At 47.5% G+C, this 21,107-nt stretch carries 17 protein-coding genes and 1 pseudogene; 10 read left to right on the top strand and 8 right to left on the bottom strand.

Annotated features, from left to right (window positions below; translation table 11 throughout):
• Positions 1 to 170 precede the first annotated feature (170 nt).
• From NDA03_RS13330 to NDA03_RS13310, 5 genes are all read left to right on the top strand, one after another.
• Positions 171 to 1,292 carry a Rid family detoxifying hydrolase gene (locus tag NDA03_RS13330; RefSeq protein WP_190433739.1) on the top strand — a complete coding sequence of 374 codons (1,122 nt, stop codon included), beginning with the start codon at positions 171 to 173 and terminating at the stop codon, positions 1,290 to 1,292.
• Positions 1,293 to 1,534: 242 nt separating this feature from the next.
• Positions 1,535 to 2,554, top strand: a complete 1,020-nt coding sequence (locus tag NDA03_RS13325; RefSeq protein WP_348238252.1) for a GTP-binding protein — start codon at positions 1,535 to 1,537, stop codon at positions 2,552 to 2,554.
• 21 nt (positions 2,555 to 2,575) lie between these two features.
• Positions 2,576 to 3,487 carry an alpha/beta hydrolase gene (locus NDA03_RS13320; RefSeq protein WP_348238251.1) on the top strand — a complete coding sequence of 304 codons (912 nt, stop codon included), beginning with the start codon at positions 2,576 to 2,578 and terminating at the stop codon, positions 3,485 to 3,487.
• A gap of 162 nt (positions 3,488 to 3,649) precedes the next feature.
• On the top strand, positions 3,650 to 3,904 hold the full coding sequence (locus NDA03_RS13315; RefSeq protein ID WP_190415162.1) for a hypothetical protein: 255 nt from the start codon (positions 3,650 to 3,652) through the stop codon (positions 3,902 to 3,904).
• A 15-nt stretch (positions 3,905 to 3,919) separates the two neighbouring features.
• A complete protein-coding gene (locus NDA03_RS13310) occupies positions 3,920 to 4,063 on the top strand; it encodes a hypothetical protein (RefSeq protein ID WP_190429615.1) in 144 nt (47 codons plus the stop codon).
• 48 nt (positions 4,064 to 4,111) lie between these two features.
• Here NDA03_RS13310 and NDA03_RS13305 read toward each other — a convergent pair whose 3' ends face one another.
• The 3 genes from NDA03_RS13305 to NDA03_RS13295 form a co-directional block, all read right to left on the bottom strand.
• Positions 4,112 to 4,648, bottom strand: a complete 537-nt coding sequence (locus tag NDA03_RS13305) for a Uma2 family endonuclease (protein ID WP_348238250.1) — start codon at positions 4,646 to 4,648, stop codon at positions 4,112 to 4,114.
• A 120-nt stretch (positions 4,649 to 4,768) separates the two neighbouring features.
• On the bottom strand, positions 4,769 to 5,428 hold the full coding sequence (locus NDA03_RS13300) for a (2Fe-2S) ferredoxin domain-containing protein (protein WP_348238249.1): 660 nt from the start codon (positions 5,426 to 5,428) through the stop codon (positions 4,769 to 4,771).
• Positions 5,429 to 5,446: 18 nt separating this feature from the next.
• Positions 5,447 to 5,719, bottom strand: a complete 273-nt coding sequence (locus NDA03_RS13295; protein ID WP_190415158.1) for an Asr1405/Asl0597 family protein — start codon at positions 5,717 to 5,719, stop codon at positions 5,447 to 5,449.
• A gap of 320 nt (positions 5,720 to 6,039) precedes the next feature.
• On the opposite strand from NDA03_RS13295, the gene NDA03_RS13290 reads away from it, so the two are divergent.
• Positions 6,040 to 6,594, top strand: a complete 555-nt coding sequence (locus NDA03_RS13290; protein ID WP_190415157.1) for a Dps family protein — start codon at positions 6,040 to 6,042, stop codon at positions 6,592 to 6,594.
• 546 nt (positions 6,595 to 7,140) lie between these two features.
• A complete protein-coding gene (carB, locus tag NDA03_RS13285) occupies positions 7,141 to 10,419 on the top strand; it encodes a carbamoyl-phosphate synthase large subunit (protein WP_190529335.1) in 3,279 nt (1,092 codons plus the stop codon).
• 599 nt (positions 10,420 to 11,018) lie between these two features.
• On the opposite strand, the gene NDA03_RS13280 is transcribed toward carB, so the two are convergent.
• On the bottom strand, positions 11,019 to 11,246 hold the full coding sequence (locus tag NDA03_RS13280; RefSeq protein WP_348238248.1) for a hypothetical protein: 228 nt from the start codon (positions 11,244 to 11,246) through the stop codon (positions 11,019 to 11,021).
• Between the two features lie 307 nt (positions 11,247 to 11,553).
• On the opposite strand from NDA03_RS13280, the gene NDA03_RS13275 reads away from it, so the two are divergent.
• Both NDA03_RS13275 and NDA03_RS13270 read left to right on the top strand, forming a co-directional pair.
• Positions 11,554 to 11,817, top strand: a complete 264-nt coding sequence (locus NDA03_RS13275; RefSeq protein ID WP_190415153.1) for a hypothetical protein — start codon at positions 11,554 to 11,556, stop codon at positions 11,815 to 11,817.
• The gene (locus tag NDA03_RS13270) at positions 11,786 to 12,505 is read left to right on the top strand and encodes a pentapeptide repeat-containing protein (protein WP_190429621.1); all 720 of its coding nucleotides are present in this window, start codon (positions 11,786 to 11,788) and stop codon (positions 12,503 to 12,505) included. The genes NDA03_RS13275 and NDA03_RS13270 overlap by 32 nt, the downstream gene beginning before the upstream one ends.
• Before the next feature lie 218 nt (positions 12,506 to 12,723).
• On the opposite strand, the gene NDA03_RS13265 is transcribed toward NDA03_RS13270, so the two are convergent.
• A complete protein-coding gene (locus NDA03_RS13265) occupies positions 12,724 to 13,557 on the bottom strand; it encodes a CPBP family intramembrane glutamic endopeptidase (protein WP_348238297.1) in 834 nt (277 codons plus the stop codon).
• Positions 13,558 to 13,599: 42 nt separating this feature from the next.
• Positions 13,600 to 13,881: an ATP-dependent Clp protease adapter ClpS gene (gene clpS, locus NDA03_RS13260; protein WP_190415151.1), complete on the bottom strand. Its 282-nt coding sequence runs from the start codon at positions 13,879 to 13,881 to the stop codon at positions 13,600 to 13,602.
• Between the two features lie 383 nt (positions 13,882 to 14,264).
• Here clpS and NDA03_RS13255 point away from each other — a divergent pair, with 383 nt between their 5' ends.
• A complete protein-coding gene (locus NDA03_RS13255) occupies positions 14,265 to 15,158 on the top strand; it encodes an alpha/beta fold hydrolase (RefSeq protein WP_348233129.1) in 894 nt (297 codons plus the stop codon).
• 60 nt (positions 15,159 to 15,218) lie between these two features.
• Here NDA03_RS13255 and NDA03_RS13250 read toward each other — a convergent pair whose 3' ends face one another.
• Positions 15,219 to 19,454, bottom strand: coding sequence for a CHAT domain-containing protein (locus NDA03_RS13250; RefSeq protein ID WP_348238247.1), 4,236 nt, complete (start codon positions 19,452 to 19,454; stop codon positions 15,219 to 15,221).
• Positions 19,455 to 20,460: 1,006 nt separating this feature from the next.
• Positions 20,461 to 20,871: pseudogene (locus NDA03_RS13245) on the bottom strand (CHAT domain-containing protein); the annotation flags it as partial.
• Positions 20,872 to 21,107: the final 236 nt, after the last annotated feature.

The raw sequence follows: 21,107 nt of genomic DNA, 5'->3' as shown, positions 1-21,107 counted from the left end.
TAGAATTTGCATTAATCCGAGCGTTTAGAATTTGCATTAGCTCTGGCGATTAGAAATCGCACCTACATAGACAAAATCCACCTTCGCGGGTTCAAAACAACGCCCCAGTTATTTCCTGTTCGCCCGGTGTCTTAAACTGATGCAAGTGCGCGACAATCGCTAAACCAACAATGAACGCTGAAGAACTTCTAGAAAAATACGCCAACGGCGAACGAAATTTTCGTTCTGCACAACTGAGTGGGGTAAATCTCAAAGAAGCAGACCTGAGTGAGATAGATCTATTTCGAGCGAATTTGACTGGAGCCGACTTAAGTAAGGCAACTCTAACCAAGGCTCATCTGGGGGAAGCAAATCTTAGTAGGGCAGCCTTGACAGGTGCAAAGTTGAATCGGGTGCAGGGTGCTTCACTAAATCTAAGTTGGGCAGACCTCAGCGGTGCTGACTTAAGTAATGCAAACTTGAATAATGCAAATCTGAGTGGGGCAGACTTAACTGGAGCCGACTTAACTCAGGCCGACTTAACGAGCGTGAAAGTTGAAAATACAAATTTCCAAGGAGCTAAACTTAGGGGAATAAATCTTCAGAAAGTTGATCTGTCATACGAGAATTTGGCTAATGCGAATTTGCCTGGAGTATACCTAGGACAGACAAACCTTCTAAGAACTTGTTTGCAAGGAGCAAATTTAGAAAGAGCTAGTCTCGAAGGATCAAATTTAATCAAGGCAAATCTGGATGGGGCAAATCTGAAGAAGGCAAACTTGACAGGTGCAAACATTTATAAAGCAAGCTTCAAGAATGCAGACCTTGATGGTGCGATAATGCCTGATGGAGAACGCTACAAGCCGGAAGCCTCCGATACAATAGCTCCTAAACAAGAAGCATCGTTACCAACACAAATATCAATGACACGCAAAGTAATTCGTACAGAGAACGCACCAGCACCAGTCGGACCGTATAATCAAGCGATCGCTGCCAGTGGTCAGATGATCTTCGTCGCCGGTCAAATTGCTATCGATCCCAGAATCGGCGATATTGTCTACACCGACGATGTAGCCAAGCAAACAGAACAGGTAATGGCTCATCTAGAAGCGATTCTGTCTGCTGCTGGGGCTAAATTTGAAAATGTGGTGAAAACCACCGTTTTTCTCAAAGATATGAATGATTTTGCTGCGGTTAACGCAGTTTATGCTAAATATTTTGACGCAGAGACCGCTCCCGCCCGTGCCTGCGTGGAAGTATCCCGTCTCCCCAAGGATGTACTGGTAGAAATTGACTGTATTGCGGTAATTTAAGACCGACAGCGCCAAGCGCGATCGCATTGTAGGTTAGAACTCGCTACTCTAACCTACGCCTGTATAGCCTGCAAGCGATTGGTAGAAGGGTTTGCCGACAAAGCGCTACCTGCGATCGCTTATGATAATAGTTATCATTATTAAAACTATCCCGGCATTCCGAGAACTACCATTTCATTGGAAATGCTACGCCGCATGGTGCGAATCCATGTCTGCATCGCTCAATTAACACCGACAGAGCAATGAACAATCTTACAGCACCCAAACAAAACCTAATTCCGGATATTCCTAAACGGGGAATGCCAGTCACGATCGTTACAGGCTTTTTAGGCAGTGGTAAAACAACGCTACTCAACCATATTTTGCATAATTGTCAAGACTTAAAGGTAGCAGTTTTAGTTAATGAATTTGGCGATATTAATATCGATAGCCAACTCTTAATATCTGTCGATCAAAATATGATCGAACTCACAAATGGCTGTATTTGTTGCACTATCAATGATGGATTGCTCGATGCAGTTTATCGGGTGCTGGAACGGAGCGATCGCATCGATTATTTAATTGTTGAAACAACCGGAATTGCCGATCCATTGCCCATTGCCTTGACCTTCATTAGTACAGATTTGCGCGATCTAACTCGGCTCGATTCTATCTTGACTTTGGTGGATGTGGAAACGTTTACACCGGAGCATTTTGAAAGTGATGCCGCCCTCAATCAGATTTCCTACGGTGACATCATTCTGCTAAACAAAACCGATTTGGTTCCAGAAGCGCAAGTCAAGGAGTTGGAAGACTACATTCGCGCAATGAAAGTAGGCGCAAGAGTTTTGCGAACCTCCTACGGACAAGTTCCTCTGCCATTAATTTTAGATGTGGGAGTTTCCCAAGCGGAATCTTATCCAGCTAAAGAGGAATCCAGCCATGATCACCATCATCATCACTATCACGATCATCATCACGCTCATTCCCACCACTTAGAAAATGATGGGTTCATGTCATTTTCTTTTGAAAGCGATCGCCCTCTCCTTTTAGAGAAATTTCAAGAATTTTTAACCGAACAACTTCCCGAAGACGTTTTTCGCGCCAAAGGTTTACTCTGGTTTAAGGAGAGTAGTTTACGCCACATCTTTCAACTGTGCGGTAAACGAATTGAGATGAAAACTGACAAGTGGACTTCTCAAAAAAGCAATCAACTGGTATTTATTGGGCGTAACTTGAATGAAGCCCAAATTCAACAGCAGTTAAAAGATTGCTTAGAGTAAATAAAATAGGGATTGTGTCTTATGGCAACTTCAACGATTTCTGCACCTAGTACTGTCGGAATTGGCGGAACCGTTCAGGAATATCTCTGGGCTTGGGAAGGACAAGAATTACCTATAGTTTATGAAACTCTAGGCAAAGGATCTCCTATATTACTTCTGCCAGCTTTCAGCACCGTTTCTACACGCGCGGAAATGCACGGACTGGCAGAGTTATTATCATCTCAGTTTCAAGCCGTTGCTCTCGATTGGCCTGGATTTGGGCGATCGCCTCGTCTACCCTTGAACTACCAACCCGCCCTATATCACCAATTTCTGCAAGATTTTGTCAAAAATGTTTTTGATACTCCAATAGCCATCATTGCGGCTGGACACGCTGCTGGTTATGCGATGCAACTAGCGCAACAACAACCGCCCCTTTTATCACGGATTGTTTTAGCGGCTCCCACTTGGCGCGGGCCATTTCCGACGATGATGGGTAAACAGCAAGGGTGGTTTGGAACGCTGAGAAATGTAGTGCGATCGCCCATTTTAGGACAAGCTCTCTACAAGCTAAACACCACAGAATCCTTCATGAGCTTGATGTATCGTCGCCATGTCTACGTTGAACCTGACTCGCTGACTCCTCCCCGGCTCGAACAAAAGTTGCAGACAGCACATCAACCAGGAGCGCGTTTTGCTCCCGCCGCCTTTGTCACCGGAGGTTTAGATCCGGTGAATCATAGAGACGATTTTCTCGCCTGGTTTCAGCCTTTACCGTTACCCGTGATGGTAGTCATTGGCGAACAAGCACCGCCGAAATCAAAGGAAGAAATGGAAGCAATGGCGAATGTCTCAGGAGTGCAGACAGTCAGGCTTCCCGGTTCGTTGGGATTACATGAAGAGTACGCAGATGCTGTAGGTGCTGCTATCTTGCCATTTTTGATGGATGGATGAGCGCAATCGCACTTAGCTTATATTTATGCGCTGATGCGATCGCATTTACTTGTCCTCAAGCCAAGCCAAGCTAACACAGCTAAGGATTTGGTTGCCGTTAAGCAAAACTTAGCGGGCAATTAATTGGCTATAATGCCATCAAAAACTGTCAGCTTTTGAATTATGAACAGAATTGCTCTTGCTTTGCTTACTTGTCCGATAATTTTGGCATCAATGCTCCTGCTAGCGAATACAGCACAAGCCGCTGAAGCTTCAAATATGATGCTGTCTGCACCAACTGCACAAGTTATTGTCGTGCAATATCAACAAGTGCCTGCATCTGTGCAACCGAGTAATCCTATCAAAGACCATCTAGGGTGCAGTTGTGCTGCTTGCACTAAGGCTCTGAGTCAAATGCAAGGTCAGTTTACGCTTTAGTCAAGATGGACGGCGATGCCAAAAAAGCGATCGCGCTTTCTTGAGTTGAAGAATTTCCTTCTCTTTACCCACTATGCCCGTCTTCAGGCGGTGATGGTGGGTTTTTGCTTAATCCACGTAACTTTTAGGCGATCGCTCTTGCCACGCTACTCGCGCTAAAATTACTATCCATTTAGTAATATTTAAAATCTCTATCAACTGTCAGCTTCAAGCTAACAATTCATCTAGCGCTACACTAAATCCTCTGAGTACAAGTTGCGTACTCACTACATCACCAGTATTAAACCCTAATGTCTGACTTTGAGTAATTAACGATACCCGACGACTCTCAGGAAATACTAGCCAGACTTCCGAACAACCCGATTCTAAATACTCGCTTGCTTTGGCAAACAAATCCTCGGCTGAATCCGTTGGAGAAGCGATTTCAGAAATCAGCGGTGGACTTTGTCGTAAAGCTCCTGCCTCACCAAACTGCGCTACCAATTCCGCTGTGAGATAGGATACATCAGGACGACTCCCCTGCTTTAAAGTCCGACAGGGAAGTTCTACAGCAACCTCCCCTCCTTGTCCAGATTGGGTAATGAAATTTTTCCAGCCCCAAGCTAACCTAGTCTGAACTATACTATGTTTTACCGTTATTCCCGTTTTCTCCACAAGTTTTCCATCCACCCACTCCATGTGTTCGGGGGGGTTAGTCATAAAGTCTTCTAGAGAGCAGCTTTCGGTTACAGTAGCGATCGCCATAGTTATCTACTCGCTTTGGTCAGGTACTAATATTATGGCAGGCTGCACATAGACGATACCCCCAACTTCCTGATAAAAAGAAGTTGGGGGTATGTATTATCTATAAATTACGAAAAATTATTAACGAACCCTAGCCGTTTCGCACTCCAAACGAGGTGCAATTAGCTCTTCAGATACCATCTCATCTGGAAAATGTTTATCTATAATTTCAGGGATTTCTGTAGCGTTAATCCGAGTGTAGCGGGTTTTATCCGGCATAACGATATTTGGCCCTGATTTGCAACGCTTCATGCAGCCAGTTCCTTTAATCGTAACCTGGTCGTCCAAGCCGCGATCGCGCAAACCTTCTTCTAAAGCCTGACAAACTTTATTAGCACCCAACTTGCAACAATCGGACTTTTTACACACCAAAATTGTCGCTTTGACGCCGGAAGGTAGAGGTAATTTTTTAGCAGGTGGAGGCGTTTTTTGAATTGCCTCTACTTGTCCAACTTCCTGAACTTGGCTGGGAGGAACACCCGGTTTAACCAGATAAGCTTTTTGTTTGACTTCTCCACTTTTTAACTTAAGCTTGGTTTCGCCAAAAACCTCAACCCAAGTACCGGGTGTCACTCCTGAGCGAAATAGGGAAATCCGAGCTTCTTTGGCAAGCTTGATCTGACATTCACCCTCTGAAGTTGCGAGTCTCAAATATTTGATTTTATAGCCATCTTCGATGACAAAACCGAGTAACCATCCCTCAAGGCGGAATTCTGAGTTGTTTTGTTTAAATTTACTCATGCTTTTTTACAACCTCTTTTAACTTTCTTTTGGATCGTTACTCGTCTGCCAGCAGCGTTCCAGATGGCTCACTAACTCGCCGCGCGATGCCGTTAACTGCCTAACCACACTCCACAGCTGAATCGCTGCTGTCGTGTTGTAGACCTCAACCAGCAAGGGCTGGTCAACCGCACACCCACAGGAAATTCCTAACTCTCGCAAGCGGTAATAAACTTGCCACCGATCTGCTCGATTCACCTCAACAACCTTGCCGGTTTCTGGTTGTGGCTCAATTGGCTCTATTGGATTCATTCGTTCCCACAGACGCGAAAAATTAGCATTGTCTATAACTTCCCTGGACTCGCTAGCCTTTCCGAAAATTCCCTGACGTAGGGAATTTTTACAATTTCACCCTAGTTAATACATATAACTCAAACGACAACAATTCTCAACTAGCTTAACTGAAAATTTAATTGCTTGCGAGAAATAGGCAAGGATACAACTGAGGAACTAGCGCTTGCTGCGGATCGGGTCAAACTGGCTCAGACTATAGTGAGACACCAAAATTGGGTTAGCGTGATACACTTACTGCATTAGCAACAACCGTTGCTTATTGAGAGGAGAATACAACGATGTCCGAAACTCAGAGTGTATTGCGCTCCTTCGGTCAGGTTTATGACAATCCGGTGTTGCTGGATCGCAGTATCACCACGCCGGTTTGTGAGGGCTTCAACATTGCTCTAGCGAGTTTTCAGGCGCTGTACTTGCAATATCAAAAGCATCACTTTGTGGTCGAAGGTTCAGAATTTTATATGCTGCACGAGTTCTTCAGCGAAAGCTACGAACAGGTGCAGGGACACGTTCATGATATTGGCGAACGGTTGGATGGGCTGGGTGGCGTTCCAGTAGCTGGCTTTGCCAAGTTAGCAGAACTGTGCTGCTTCACGCCAGAAGATGAAGGGGTATTTTCTTGCCGCCAGATGGTGGAACACGACTTAGCCGCCGAGCAAGCGATGATTCAGCTAATCCGGCGTCAGGCAGGACAAGCAGAAAGTTTGGGCGATCGCGCAACCCGTTATCTGTACGAAACAATCTTGCTGAAAACCGAAGAGCGGGCTTATCATCTGGCTCACTTCCTCGCTAAAGACAGCTTGACCTTGGGTTTTGTCCAGACTACGAATAATTAGTATCTGCCTCTTGAATCCCGTTGAGGTAAGCTAGATGTAGCCTCGATATGCAGGCTGCTAAAATTTTCAGTACCTAACCTGTGGTTCTTTAAGACAGAGAGTAACACTAACTGAGCAGAGGGAAGATATCTTCTCTCTGCTTGTTTATTATGAAGTTGTAAAAGTTCTGATTAAGTTGTAAAGAAAAATCCAGAAATTAATTTTAAGCTTGTTGAAACTAGTTGTCAACTAACCTAAAAGGCGGATTTCTTGGCTTCCTTACATCAGGGGAATGAGAACCGAAGAGTTCAGAATGGAAGAGCGGATTTGACGCGATCGCGGTAGAGACGCGATAACCTGGTCTCTAACATCGATAGCCTCGATCAAACTGCCCGGTCAATGGGAGCTGGTTGTACCAAGAAGACACTTGCCAGTTGACACAAAAGAAGTTGCAAAAACCTTTCCTCATCAAATCTTGGGCAAATTGGCAAAAACCACTACCAAGCACAGGGAAGAAAGCCTTTAAAATAATCTGGACTTAAAACAGTCACGCTAGGACAAACAACTATGCCCCGCCGCCAGGACATCCACAAAATTCTGTTACTAGGCTCTGGTCCAATTGTGATTGGACAAGCCTGCGAGTTTGACTATTCAGGCACTCAAGCCTGTAAGGCGCTCCGGGAGGAAGGATATGAAGTCGTGCTGGTGAACTCGAATCCAGCCAGCATTATGACCGACCCGGAAACGGCCGATCGCACCTATATTGAACCGTTGACACCAGAAATCGTAGAAAAGGTAATCGCCAAAGAACAACCTGATGCGCTGCTGCCCACAATGGGAGGTCAGACAGCTCTAAATATAGCCGTCACCCTTGCGAAAAATGGAGTACTGGAAAAGTACGGGGTCGAGTTAATTGGAGCCAAGCTACCGGCAATCGAGAAAGCCGAAGACCGGCTGCTGTTTAAGGAAGCGATGGCGAAAATTGGGGTAAGCGTGTGCCCATCGGGGATTGCTAGCACCCTCGACGAAGCGAAGGCGATCGCGTCCCAAATTGGCAGCTATCCCTTGATTATCCGCCCTGCCTATACCCTAGGCGGCACCGGCGGCGGCATTTCCTACAACCAGGAAGAATTTGAAGAAATGGCTCAGGGCGGTTTGGATGCCAGCCCAGTGTCGCAAATTCTCATCGAACAGTCGCTGTTGGGTTGGAAAGAGTACGAACTAGAAGTCATGCGCGATTTGGCAGATAACGTCGTGATTATCTGCTCGATTGAGAACCTTGACCCGATGGGCATCCACACTGGGGACTCGATTACCGTAGCACCCGCGCAAACCCTCACCGATAAGGAATACCAGCGGTTGCGGGATGCGTCGATTAAAATTATTCGCGAGATTGGGGTAGAAACCGGCGGCTCGAATATTCAGTTTGCAGTTAATCCTCTGACTGGCGACCTGATTGTCATTGAGATGAACCCCCGCGTTTCTCGCAGTTCTGCCCTGGCTTCTAAAGCGACCGGGTTCCCAATTGCGAAGATAGCGGCAAAGTTGGCGGTAGGCTATACCCTCGACGAAATTCCCAACGATATCACCAAGAAAACCCCGGCGTCCTTTGAACCGACCATTGACTATGTGGTGACGAAAATACCCCGATTTGCCTTCGAGAAATTTCCGGGTTCTCAGGCAATCCTGACGACGCAGATGAAGTCGGTGGGAGAAGTGATGGCGATGGGGCGGACGTTCTGCGAGTCGTTCCAGAAAGCATTAAGAGGCTTGGAAACGGGTCGCGCGGGTTGGGGATGCGACAAGAACGAGAAATTGCCGAGTTTGGAACAAATTCGTTCGGGACTGCGGACGCCTCATCCAGAGAGAATTTTCACCGTTCGTCATGCCATGTTGATGGGGATGACGGTAGAAGAAGTCTATGAACTGACGGGAATCGATCCGTGGTTTCTAGATAAGATGCAACAACTGTTGGAAACCGAGAAGTTCTTGAAGCGAAGCAAGCTGAAAGACCTGACAAAAGAAAAGTTGTGGGACATCAAGCAGGAAGGTTTTAGCGATCGCCAGATTGCCTACGGCACCAAAACGACCGAAGATGAAGTCCGCGACTACCGGAAGAATTTGGGTGTAGTGCCCGTCTACAAAACCGTGGATACCTGTGCGGCAGAATTTGAGGCGCTGACTCCTTATTACTACTCGACTTACGAAGAAGAATCGGAGGTATTGCCCTCAGATAAGCGCAAGGTGATGATTTTAGGGGGTGGCCCGAACCGGATTGGGCAGGGGATTGAGTTTGACTACTGTTGCTGTCATGCAGCTTATTCTCTCTCCAAGCAAGGGTTTGAGACGATTATGGTCAATTCAAACCCGGAGACCGTTTCCACCGATTATGATACGAGCGATCGCCTCTACTTTGAGCCGCTGACGAAAGAAGATGTTCTCAACATCATCGAGGCGGAACAGCCAGAGGGAATTATCGTGCAGTTTGGGGGTCAGACGCCGCTAAAATTGGCTTTGCCATTGCAGGAATATCTGCAATCCCACCCCGAAATCACCGCTAAAATTTGGGGAACCTCGCCAGATTCGATTGACACCGCCGAAGACCGAGAGCGATTTGAAAAAATCCTGCGGGAACTTGATATCAAGCAACCAGCGAACGGAATTGCTCGGAGTTTTGAAGACGCCTTAGCGGTCGCGCAGCGCATTGGCTACCCTGTCGTGGTACGTCCTTCTTATGTATTGGGAGGACGGGCGATGGAAATTGTCTACTCCGATGAGGATTTGCAGCGCTACATGATGTATGCGGTGCTGGTGGAACCCGATCATCCGATCTTGATCGACAAGTTTTTGGAAAATGCGATTGAGGTGGATGTGGATGCGATCAGCGATCGCACTGGTAAGGTCGTGATTGGCGGCATCATGGAGCATATCGAACAAGCGGGCATTCACTCTGGGGATTCTGCCTGTTCCTTGCCCTATACTTCCCTATCGGAAGCAGTCTTGGATACCATCCGTACCTGGACTATCGATCTCGCCAAGACCCTCAAGGTGATTGGATTGATGAATATCCAGTTTGCCGTTCAGGGGGAACAAGTTTACATTCTAGAAGCCAACCCCAGAGCCTCGCGCACCATCCCTTATGTCTCCAAAGCGACTGGAGTACCCCTAGCCGCTCTGGCGTCCCGGATTATGGCAGGTGCCACGCTGGAATCCCTCGACTTGACAGAGGAGGTACTGCCGCGTCACGTTGCCGTCAAGGAAGCCGTACTGCCTTTTGAAAAATTCCCCGGTGCTGACACCCTTCTGGGGCCAGAAATGCGCTCGACGGGAGAAGTGATGGGGATTGACGTGGATTTCGGAAGAGCGTTTGCTAAGGCAGCGTTAGCAGCGGGACAGCGGTTGCCCTTATCTGGCACAGTGTTTGTCTCAATGAACGACCGGGACAAGGCGGCGGCGGTGCCAGTGGTCAGAGATTTGATTGAGTTGGGCTTTCATATTGTCGCCACCGTTGGCACGCGCAAAGTGCTGCGGGAACATGGGCTAGAGGTGGATGTGGTGCTGAAACTGCATGAGGGGCGTCCTCACGTTCTGGATGCGATCAAAAACAACAAGATTCAGCTGATTATCACCACACCTTCTGGGGAAGAAGCGCAGGCAGATGGACGCTTGATTCGTCGCAGTGCCCTCACTTACAAAATCCCTATGATCACGACGATTGCAGGTGCTAAAGCTACTGCGGCAGCGATTCGTGCCTTGCAGTCAGCTCCTTTGGAGGTGAAAGCGCTGCAAGACTATATTGGCATCCCCAACTATAGTGATGCCAAGTTGAGTCCAATCCAGGTTTAACTCTCCAGTCCCCTTTTCGGAATCGGGAAGGGGAGGGGCGAGGTCAGAGTGTATGGCATAAAAATAAGAACCGCTATAGATGCCAAACGCCCTTCCGGGAATCCCCCATGAATCTTAGGGGATTTTACCGAAGCGATCGCAAGGTTGCTTACCCAAACCTGTTTTCTTCGAGAACAGGTTTGGGTTCTTTCAAAACTAAGCCGAAATCTACGTAGTGCGATCGTATCCCTACTTCAGTTAGGACTTAAATCAGGTTTTGAAAGAGATAAGCATCCCCGTTCTTAGACCATTTCCCGTTTAAAATGTCAAGCTTGTCATCCCAGAAACCGACGCTGAGCTTTGACAATTTATTGGCAACCTTTATGAATTATTAGGGATAGGTATAAATTTATTGCCCTTCGTAAAGGCAATATTTGGCAGCAACTGAGTTGAGATTTTTTGACATTCAGAAGAAATTACTACTTTGTTAAATTGTCAGCAAATCGTCAGATTCGCCTTCTATCGAGAAGCGTGGATTCACAATTATTCTTTTATGCAATTTGATAGAAACTTGACTAAAAAGGCATTTCGAGCAAAGGGAATCTCAGTAGGCAAAAGTATTATAGGTTACATAGTAATTTCGCTTGGTGTTCCCCTGATGCAACTGAACTGATGCGCTCGCCACATAGCCATTTCAATTGCAGCATATGCTGTCGGCTACGCAACACGATCGCTCGATAAGCGATCGCCCAAAGTTCCTCAAGCAGGTCAAGGTTAAATCTTCTTTCTCTGAGTCTGATAAATGTCTGCCCGTAACGATCCCAGCTATTTTGTTGGGGAAATGCCAACCAATAGAACTTTAGACAAAAACAACCGTAAAGTTTTTTCGAGCGAGTTCAATCCAGAAATCAAAATCCAAGTACCCAAGTATAAAAACATACTAAATATTGCTTTTGTTTTACTGGTTGAGAATCAAAATTTTTTTCTAAAACTCATGCAGCTTCAGACATCTAGACGAAAAGGAGTTTGTTACTTTTCCATAACTTGATGAACCCTCAAATTCACGTAAATTTTAGTGGATATTTCCCCGGCAATCGCAGTGCAATGTTATTTTTAGAATGGGTTTACTTAAGCTAAATGATGTTGAGGTAAAAAATGCAATACTCAAATTCTAAAAAATCCCACCTAGAGATGGTTGATGAGGAGTCAACAGACAGTCTCGATAAATCCTTAGAAGCAATTTTGGCTCAACTAGAGCAAAATAACCAATTTGTAAGTGAATATCCGGATGTCGAGGAACTGGGGTTGAAGCATATTAGTCGTAACAAGAGGGCGGTAATAGAGAGAATGATTGCCCTCTGCCTATTCAGGTCCAAACAAAAGCCTAATGAAAGCCGGACAGAGTTTGAATGTGCCTAATGAGAAATCTCTCCAGCGACTGAAAGACTTGATCTTACACGTTGTAGAGGCAGATACAGATAACTTCCTTGAATTAGCAGAAATTGCTGGATTAAATCCCGTTAAAGATTTTGCGGGTGCTAATCTTAGTGGCGTTGACCTACATGGTGCCGACTTAAGCGGTTCGATTTTGCTGGGTACGCTGCTGCTGGGTGCCAATCTGATTGGTGCCGATCTCGCGGGTGCCAAGCTAAATAAAGCCAACTTGAATATGGCTGATTTGAGCGGTGCTAATTTGCTCAGTGCCAATCTCAACAGAGCTGACGCCATTAAAGTCTGTTTGATGGGTGCCAACTTGATTGGTGCTAACCTCAACAGTGCCAACTTACTATGTGCCCAACTCAATGAGGCTCAAATGATTGGAGCTGACCTTTGTCGCGCCAACTTAATTGATGCTTCCTTGTGTAGTGTCAACTTGAGTGAGGCGAACTTGAGTTATGCTATCCTGCGTCGTGCTGACCTGAGTAGTGGCACGTTGATAGGTGCAAACTTGATGGGTGCCGACCTAAGCGGCGCTGACCTGCGTCGTGCCAATTTGAGCGATGCGGATTTAGGCACGGTAAAAGTGGAAAAAGCTCGATTTGGAGAGAATACAGGACTTTCAGAAGCAATGAAGCGTGACTTGAAGCGGCGAGGGGCAATCTGGTAAGAATATTTGCGCTCGTCGTTGCTCCTCAAGAGCCGCTTACCGAATCCGCCATAACTAAGTTTTATAATACTTTTCGGTTAACCTCTCTCCAAAGAGTTTAGATGGGGGAGACACGCAGGGAAGTAGAGAATTCCGTTTGCCGATAAAGAGGGACTCTCCCACTCCAGAAGCCAGATTGGGTAATGCTATAGGTTGAGTCTAGGATCAATGGTTGTTGATTATTGAGGCGAGTGTAGTGAATGCGATCGCTTCCGCATCCCAAACGCCAAAACGCTCAAAAACACCAACCCGATTACCCCCGCCAAGGGATTCCTGTCCACGCCGGTAATCCAGTCGGAAACTTGACCAGAAAATTGCACCAGATTTCCCACATTAATGATGTAGTATCCCCAAACCAAGCCAGCATGCAGACCAATCGAGAGTCCCAGACGCCCCCTGCTTCCGCGCTTCGCCCAAACCAGGGTTAATCCCAGCAGCAACAACCCTGGAAATCCCGGCAAAGTCCGAAAAATTTCCCTCAGCGGCTTCAGAAAATGCAGCAGCGCAAAGATAAAAGCGTCTGCCAAAAGAGATACACCGGGACGATAATCCCGTTCCAACTCATCTAGCAGCCAGCCTCGGAATACCAATTCCTCTGCAAAACCGATACCCAGCGCGCTCGCTAACCCTTCTAAAATCAGCTTGGCTAATGGAATTGTCGGAGGCTGCCACACCAGCCAACCCAATAGCCCCTCCAGCCCAAACAGACTGAAAGTAATCAAGACGCCAACACCCAGTCCAGAGAAAAGCTCTTTGGCATTTTGCCGCGTTCCTTGTAAACCATAGCGTCTCAGTAGCTGGGGTTGCTGATAGACTTTCTGACCCCACCACCGAACAAGCAGGAGAAACGCTGCAAACAACAGTCCCATCGTCAGGATGGTGACTAAGTTGGGATCTTTACTCAAGAGTAAGTAGATGGGTGCAGCCACCGGCAACCAGAGCAAGAGTAAACTCAGCACAAAACAGCCCAGCCGCGCCGGTGCCGGGTACTGGGCTAAACGGACAAAGTTTATTTTTAACAACCTCTTGCCTCTTACTTGTTGCCTGGGCGTATCCTATTCGTCTGGTTCTATGGTGCTGGTCAATCCGTGGTTGTTCAATGTTTCACTATAGAACTCCGCATGCTCCAAGGCGCAAGTAATCACGAGAGCAAGCCCATTGGTATGAGCTTCCATCATGATACTGACAGCCTGAGGTTGCGTGATACCAGGCACCGTCGTTATCAAAACCTGCACCACGTACTCCATTGGGTTGAAGTCATCATTATGGAGCAACACACGATAACGAGGTGCGAGTTTACGGACTGTTGAAGGCTTTTGTACGGTTTCGACAGACACTGCTCTTCCCTCTTCGTTACTGATCTACGATTGATAAACGCTACTTGAACTCTCCCCTTCTCTACTCCAGATGTGATGCGAACACAGCTTGCGTACTACCATACGGAAAGCCGCTACGCGCCTACGTTACCCCATCTGAAGTTGGGTCGCTCAAGGCAAATGTTAAGATTCTAGCTGCTTTTTTTATATTACTCAATACTTATGCGTTCTGAGGAGGCAATCGCTCCAGCATTTCCTTAGCGCCTGAGCAAAACCTTTCCTCAACATAACTAACGTGGATGCAGCAACCAAGCCCTTAGACAGAACTACTGAATGTCTAAGGTCATCCAGCCTTCCTGAGAAGCTAAAATAAAGAAGTTAACATTACTTAACATTTTTGTGACATGCAGGCAACCCCAGCAGCCTCTACCGTCCCCATTCCCGGCACTTATTGGCAATGGCGGGGGCAATCCATCTATTATGTACGGGCAGGACAACCGCAACCCGAACGCCCGCCCCTATTATTGATTCATGGCTTTGGTGCCTCTACAGACCACTGGCGCAAGAATATTACTGAACTGAGTCAGGATTTTGAAGTTTGGGCGATCGATCTGCTGGGCTTTGGTCGTTCAGCCAAGCCGGAGTGGGAGTATGGTGGCGACTTGTGGCGAGACCAACTGTATGATTTCATCACTAACGTGATTCGTCAGCCAGTTGTGTTAGCAGGAAACTCTCTAGGCGGCTATTGCGGGCTTTGCGTGGCAGCCCAACGTCCATCAGCCGCTGTTGGATTGGTATTGCTCAATAGTGCTGGCCCGTTCACCAATCTTAAGGTGCCGACTCAACCGAACCCTATCCAAAAAGTGATGGGTGAAGTCGTTCAGTCACTTTTTCGCCAACCCTGGGCTAGTTTTCTGTTGTTCCAGTATGCGCGACAACGTTCAGTCATTCGGAATACACTCCAGAAAGTTTATCTCGACCAGAGTGCGATCACCGATCGGTTGGTGGAAGAAATCTATCGCCCCTCTTGCGATCCCGGTGCTGCTCAAGTGTTTGCTTCTGTCTTTAGAACGCCTCAAGGCGAAAAAGTTGACCTTTTATTAAAGCAGATGCACTGCCCGCTGTTGCTGTTGTGGGGAGAAGCAGATCCCTGGATGAATACAAGAGATAGAGCGGAGCAATTTCGCCAATACTATCCTCAACTGACAGAGCATTTTTTACAAGCAGGTCACTGTCCCCATGATGAGGTACCAGAACAAGTAAATGCTCTGATGCGCTCGTGGGTATTAAGCAATTAAAAATTCAAAAAAACGCCAAATTAAAAATCAGAGAATGTTTAATTTGGCGTTTTTAATTGTTTACCAAGGATTGCCGATCATCGTAAACGCTGCCCAATAATAGGGATGAGAGAGTTTCTTCTCTCCTAACCCTGCCAACTCCGGAGGTAGCGAGATATCCTCTCTGGAAGTATGCATTTTGTTTCCCTCAATGCTTACTTCTCCATTAATCATCGATATCTGTGCCTGCCGTAGTGCCTCCGCTTTGATGGGGGCTTTTTTCAATTGGGAATAGAAGCTGGTCATCAGCCCCAACGTCCCTTCATCACTGACGTACCACAGACTTCCCATTGCCGATTTTACCCCTGCTTGCACAGCCAATCCAGCAAAGCCCATCTCCGCCTGTTCATTGCCTAACGCTGTGCGACAGGCACTCAGAACTAATAACTCTACAGGTGGATCGTTCCAGCCCATTTGCTTTAGCTGATTCAATCGCAGTTTCGTGTCCCATAGCTGAATGTAGGATTGGCTAGGAGGCCCTAATTCAAATTCGGCATGAGTTGCTAGATGGACAATCCCAAAAGGCTGCGAGTAGCGCTGAGACTTCAGATTCTTGAGGGTGAAGGCATCGTTAAGGAAGGCTTTGCCTTTCCACAGCTGGGGCGTAATCATTGACAACTCCAGGGGCACTGATGGTAAAGCGCTTTGTTCGGGAAACTTCTCTGCTCCCATTGCCAGAACTTGGGAATTTTTAATGTCTTTGAAGAGAGTATCCGTCAAACTAAGACTGGGCATCAGCCCCGTACTGTATTTCTCCACCAGAAACTTTTGACCATCGTGGAGAGCGGCAATCGGGATGGAGCGTAACCCACTGTCTGCAAGGAAGACCATATTCTGGATACCCCGCGCTTGTAAATCGGCTTCAATGGGTGCAATCATCCACTTATAAAGTTTTTGGGCTGGAGCCAGGTAAGCCTTCTGTCTTCGGGGGTTAATCACTTCGGCACGGAATTGATCGGCAACCTTGATTACTTGCGATCGCGTTGTCCCAGGAATCCGCTTGCGAATGGGGACACCCTCAGAAGTCACCACCAATATTTCCAACTGGTCGCTATTGTTATGTCCTCTCCCATTAACCTTCCCTAGGGAACTAGATTGCTGCACATTTTCTGGTTGATTTAACGGCTGTAGTGACTTAGTTCCATTGAAAGCCGTTGTATCCAGTAGGCTCGGATCGAGTGCAATCGTCTGAGGCACAAAAGTTACATAGATGAGTGCCGGTTTCACTCCAGTCGCTTTCTCAATTTTTTGCAGAATATTCCGAGCCTCTACCAGTGTGGTTGTCTGAGAATCAACCTGCTGACCCAAATACTCCTCAAATTCACGGGTGAAGGATTCTTCCAGAACTGCAACAGATTCACCTGCATCAGTTTGTGAAGATGATTCCGTATCCACCTTTCGTGATGATGAATTTTCCTTGCCGGAAGAGGTGGAAACCGGATCGTTTCCTGAGCCGGATAAGTTATCTCCCTGACTTGTTCCGTCATCTCCCTTGCTTGCTTGATCGTTGCTAGGGCTGCCGGAGCCTGTGTTTTTGCCCGTGCCACCAGTGCCGGTGCTACCGCCCCCCGTGCCACCGGAGGAGCCTGTGTTTTTGCCTGTGCTTCCACCCGTACCCCCAGAGGAACTTGTGTTTTTGCCCGTGCCACCAGTGCCGGTGCTACTACCGCCCGTGCTACCGGAGGAGCCTGTGTTTTTGCCTGTGCCGGCCCCAGTGCCACCGGAGGAGCCTGTGTTTCCACCCGTACCCCCGGATGAGCTGGTGGCGCTGCCACCTGTATTACTGCCACCTGTATCTATGCCGCCCGTGCCGCTGCCACCTGTATCTATGCCGCCCGTGCCGCTGCCACCTGTATCTATGCCGCCCGTGCCGCTGCCACCTGTATCTATGCCACCCGTGCCGCTGCCACCTGTATCTATGCCACCCGTGCCGCTGCCACCTGTATTACTGCCCGTATCTATGCCGCCCGTGCCGCTGCCACCTGTATTACTGCCCGTATCTATGCCGCCCGTGCCGCTGCCACCTGTATTACTGCCCGTATCTATGCCGCCCGTGCCGCTGCCACCTGTATCTATGCCGCCCGTACCGCTGCCACCTGTATCTATGCCACCCGTGCCGCTGCCACCCGTGCCGCTGCCACCTGTGTCTATGCCACCTGTGTCTATGCCACCCGTGCCGCTGCCACCTGTATTACCGCCCGGATTTGGGGCAATATCTGTACCTACCTTGGTAGGTTGGGCAGATCCCGTAGATCCCGTGTATTTTATGGGGGCTGCTGTACCCGTTGTTAAAGTAATCGTGCCATCAGTGCCTTGACCGAACTTTCCATTACCAGAAGCGCCCGCCGTTATCTTGTTATACGTAATGCTACCCTTCGCAGTTAACGTTACATTGCCACCATCGTTGGGGCCGCCTGTAGCTTTCGTTATGATGTTGCCAGTTTTAATGTTTCCGTCTTGTGCGGTCAACGTTACACTACCAGCACCGCCCATGTTGCCCTTAACAGAAGTGTTAATCTCTCCAACAGTTACATTTGCGCCTGTAATGGTTAACGCTCCCCCGGAAGTTGTGATGGATTGCGATTGATCCATTGAAAAAGACCCGGCACCATTTTTATCCGCGTCGGCAGTAAAGGTAATCGAGCCACCAGAAGAAAAGTCCAGCGACACACCGTTGTCGATGGTAATATCATTCGTTGCTTGTAGTAAGACATTACCAGTCTGATTTTCGAGTAAGCTCTTGGAGATAGTGAAGTCTACCTCATCCCCTCCATCAGCCGATAAAATTTGCCCCGCTAAGTCTCCTGTAGGAGTATCGGCATTGAGTTGATCGTCGTTCGTACCACCTGTATTGACTATCTTGATATTCTTTGGATCGAGCAGAATGGTGCCGTCTACCCCGTTAGGGGCACCTACATTCACCTCTCCTTTAAATGCTAAGTTTTCCTTGCCGGATACTTCGACAAAGCCACCATTACCTTGATTAGTGCCGCCACTAGCACCGATTTTGCCATAGAAGCCGGTTACTTTGTCTGCCCAGACGATGACATGACCGCCATCGCCGTTGAGCAAACTGTCAGCATTGATCGTAGAGTCGCTGCTGATGTAAGTATGAGAGGCAGTGGGAATGGTGCCTTTCCCCTGAAAATCCCCTCCAATCAGGACGGTGCCGCCACCATTGGTGCCTGAAGCGTTAACATTGCCACTAACCAGCCCGACTTTGTCGCCCAAGACCTGCGCCGTGCCGCCAGTCTGACCTGAAACGTTGAGACTGCCAGAGGCGATCGCAGTGCCTGGATCTGTGGGAATGCTAACCCCAGATCCCGTTAACACTACCTGACCATTGCTGTTGACTGTTAGCCCAGTGGCACTCCCGGCACCGCCTCCCGTTAACAGTTCTGGGATGGAAGCAACTGGCAATGTCCAATTTTCCGGCTGGCTACCGGCTGCTGCTATGGGTTGAATTTCTAAGCTTAGTAGATTCCCTGGTTGACTCAGGCGTACTATGTTCTCACCAGGTACGGCTGTTAAGGTGATATTACCCCCAGGAGCTGTCAGGGTTCCGGTATTTACTACGGTACCACCCAGTAAAGCAATATCCTTTGCCGCGCCTACACTCAGTTGCCCTGCGTTGATAATTGCACCGGGTTGAGCGTTGGTGAAGGCAAAGGCGTTGGGTTCTCCCCCCAGGGCAGCATAATTATTGTTACCAGATGCATTGAACCAGTTGTTGCCAAAACCAATTCCTGTAGCAGTGGTGGCGGTGAAGCTTCCGTTTACATTTAAGCTGGCGTTGGCACCCAATACAATGCCAGATGGATTAATTAGAAATAGATTGGAATTGCCATTCGTAACTTGGAGCAGACCGTTAATAATAGAGGGGTTTCCGCCAGTGACGCGACCCAATATATTTTTAATATTTTGGTTCGACAGAAAATTCGCAACTTGGTTGGCGTTTAGCCCAAACTCGGAGAAACTGTGAAAAAGGTTTGCCCCATTACTGGAGGTTTTTCCCCCAGTAATGTCGAAACTGTTGCCATTGGTATTGACAATGGTGTTCGTGCTGTTGGTGGGGTCTTGATCTGGCACAATTTGTGCCTGCGCGATCGCCCAATCGACGCCTCCTGGAGCGATCGCAGGCAACATCCAAAAGGCCAAGGGTAAAACTAAATATTTTATCCTTTTTCCTTTTTCTTTTTTCACTTTAATATAGCTTGCCTTCAGCAATAGACTGATTTCACATACAGCGACTTTCATTTGCCTAATTCCTGGGAAGAAACACGTCGCTCGTTGCCACTTCTGGAACTGTCACCCCAGCTTGTGTTGCAGGTAGCAGGTAGCCAGATACTTGGTAAGAATGCACCGATTTTTTTCTACTCTCAATTAGAAAAGTGGCGAGGCGGCAAAAAAACCAAATTTAGATTGCCCTGCCTAGCCTTATCTCCAAGCTATCCTCAAAAAGCAGATTTTAGGCATTTTTAATGCATTTATTTTAACAAGATGTGTTAATGCACTTTTCTCTCTACAGCTATATAAAATCCATAGGCGAACGCATTCCTTTTAGGGGATGGTAAAATTATTTTTTCTATAAAACTAATTGGCTGTAACACTGTTTGAGTCTATGCCAATCGTGAAGTGCCAATCATCGCCAAAACGGATGAGTAGGCGAATTTCGATTCTCCATTTCGGGCAGTTCAGTCGGCAACATATACCCTTCCGGAGTATACCCCTTTCTGCCCTTAAACGTACCCCTTTCTTTTAAACGTTACCGCATGGGCCGATGATAGCCCAGGGCTTTGCTGTACCGATCCGAAAAGTCTGTCATTCATTTGGGAATTTTCCGAGATGAATGACAAAAAGTCACTACCGCTTTTGCTAGCCCCTACATGCTGAGTTCGAGGATTTCCGCAAGAATATGACCTTATCTAAATAAAAACGCGATCGCGCTCTTCAGATGCACTTTGTGCAATACGCGCCTCAAGTCTTCTAGAATTCACAATCCGATGCACGAGCTTCTAGATCGAGGATTGCTGGGAGTTAAGTCGGAGAAATGAATGAAACCCTGTCATTCGTAGGCTGGTAAGCCACTCCGTGTAGATGAGTTCTCCGCGTTGGGGGCGTGGCGTTTGAGGAACGCAACCCACAACATTGAGAAGAGTTCGATGGGTAACGCTTAGTAGCTCTACCCTTCACACAGATAATTATGGGTTGGGGAGAGATTAACCGAAAAGTATTGACTTCAATCTTACTCAAATATTTCCCTTCACTGCGCTTCGCCGATCAGGGTAAATACCGCCCAGTCTAATGGGCTCAGGTATGTTTTCAGAGTTTTTCACATGGCACTTCGCAGTGCAGATGCTCGGTCTGGATTTCCCTGGAGATTATTATAAAACTTCGTCATTAGGAAAGAAGTGGGGGCAGCAGGGATCGCCCATAATGACACTTGAACACTAGGAACTCTAGCGGAAATAAAAACCCGAGACAGCCTGATGACGCCATCGCCTGTAATCCGACCTCTTCCCGTGTCAAAAGCACTCAAAACCACCAATTCGGCTTTTAAAGACGAACTGTGCGGTGTGTCGAAGGCAGTTCGCTCCGATCGTGCGTACAAATCCAGTATTTCACCCGCCGTCAGCAAACCACTATCTTTCCCGTCTGATGCAAGGGCGAGCCTCCCTTCGGGAGGAGCTAGCGCTATCTACGTTTAATTCTCCGACCTTTTGTGGCTTTTAATCTTATGAAGATTTGGCTAAAAGTATTTCCTATCCTTGAGCTAGATGCGGGTTTTTAGGGTTTAATTGCTTTTATGAATTGGTTCAGGGGAGTTGTTCCCACAGCTCTTGAGCCAACCGATTTCCACTTTTCCTCTGCCTAGAGTGACAAAAGAGCGATAGTGTGGTTTGTGATGTA

It is taken from the genome of Trichocoleus sp. Lan, assembly GCF_039961855.1.
Lineage (GTDB): Bacteria > Cyanobacteriota > Cyanobacteriia > Cyanobacteriales > FACHB-T130 > FACHB-T130.
Note: the sequence above shows the minus strand (reverse complement) of the source record. Positions and strands in the feature narration are given on the sequence as shown.

Excerpts from the sequence above, each read along its gene's own strand:
- NDA03_RS13315 (WP_190415162.1), top strand. The coding sequence starts at position 3,650 with ATGAACAGAATTGCTCTTGCTTTGCTTACTTGTCCGATAATTTTGGCA.
- NDA03_RS13320 (WP_348238251.1), top strand. The coding sequence starts at position 2,576 with ATGGCAACTTCAACGATTTCTGCACCTAGTACTGTCGGAATTGGCGGA.
- carB (WP_190529335.1), top strand. The coding sequence starts at position 7,141 with ATGCCCCGCCGCCAGGACATCCACAAAATTCTGTTACTAGGCTCTGGT.
- NDA03_RS13255 (WP_348233129.1), top strand. The coding sequence starts at position 14,265 with ATGCAGGCAACCCCAGCAGCCTCTACCGTCCCCATTCCCGGCACTTAT.
- NDA03_RS13330 (WP_190433739.1), top strand. The coding sequence starts at position 171 with ATGAACGCTGAAGAACTTCTAGAAAAATACGCCAACGGCGAACGAAAT.
- NDA03_RS13290 (WP_190415157.1), top strand. The coding sequence starts at position 6,040 with ATGTCCGAAACTCAGAGTGTATTGCGCTCCTTCGGTCAGGTTTATGAC.
- NDA03_RS13250 (WP_348238247.1), bottom strand. The coding sequence starts at position 19,454 with ATGAAAGTCGCTGTATGTGAAATCAGTCTATTGCTGAAGGCAAGCTAT.
- NDA03_RS13310 (WP_190429615.1), top strand. The coding sequence starts at position 3,920 with ATGCCAAAAAAGCGATCGCGCTTTCTTGAGTTGAAGAATTTCCTTCTC.
- NDA03_RS13275 (WP_190415153.1), top strand. The coding sequence starts at position 11,554 with ATGCAATACTCAAATTCTAAAAAATCCCACCTAGAGATGGTTGATGAG.
- NDA03_RS13325 (WP_348238252.1), top strand. The coding sequence starts at position 1,535 with ATGAACAATCTTACAGCACCCAAACAAAACCTAATTCCGGATATTCCT.
- NDA03_RS13295 (WP_190415158.1), bottom strand. The coding sequence starts at position 5,719 with ATGAATCCAATAGAGCCAATTGAGCCACAACCAGAAACCGGCAAGGTT.
- NDA03_RS13300 (WP_348238249.1), bottom strand. The coding sequence starts at position 5,428 with ATGAGTAAATTTAAACAAAACAACTCAGAATTCCGCCTTGAGGGATGG.
- NDA03_RS13270 (WP_190429621.1), top strand. The coding sequence starts at position 11,786 with ATGAAAGCCGGACAGAGTTTGAATGTGCCTAATGAGAAATCTCTCCAG.
- NDA03_RS13305 (WP_348238250.1), bottom strand. The coding sequence starts at position 4,648 with ATGGCGATCGCTACTGTAACCGAAAGCTGCTCTCTAGAAGACTTTATG.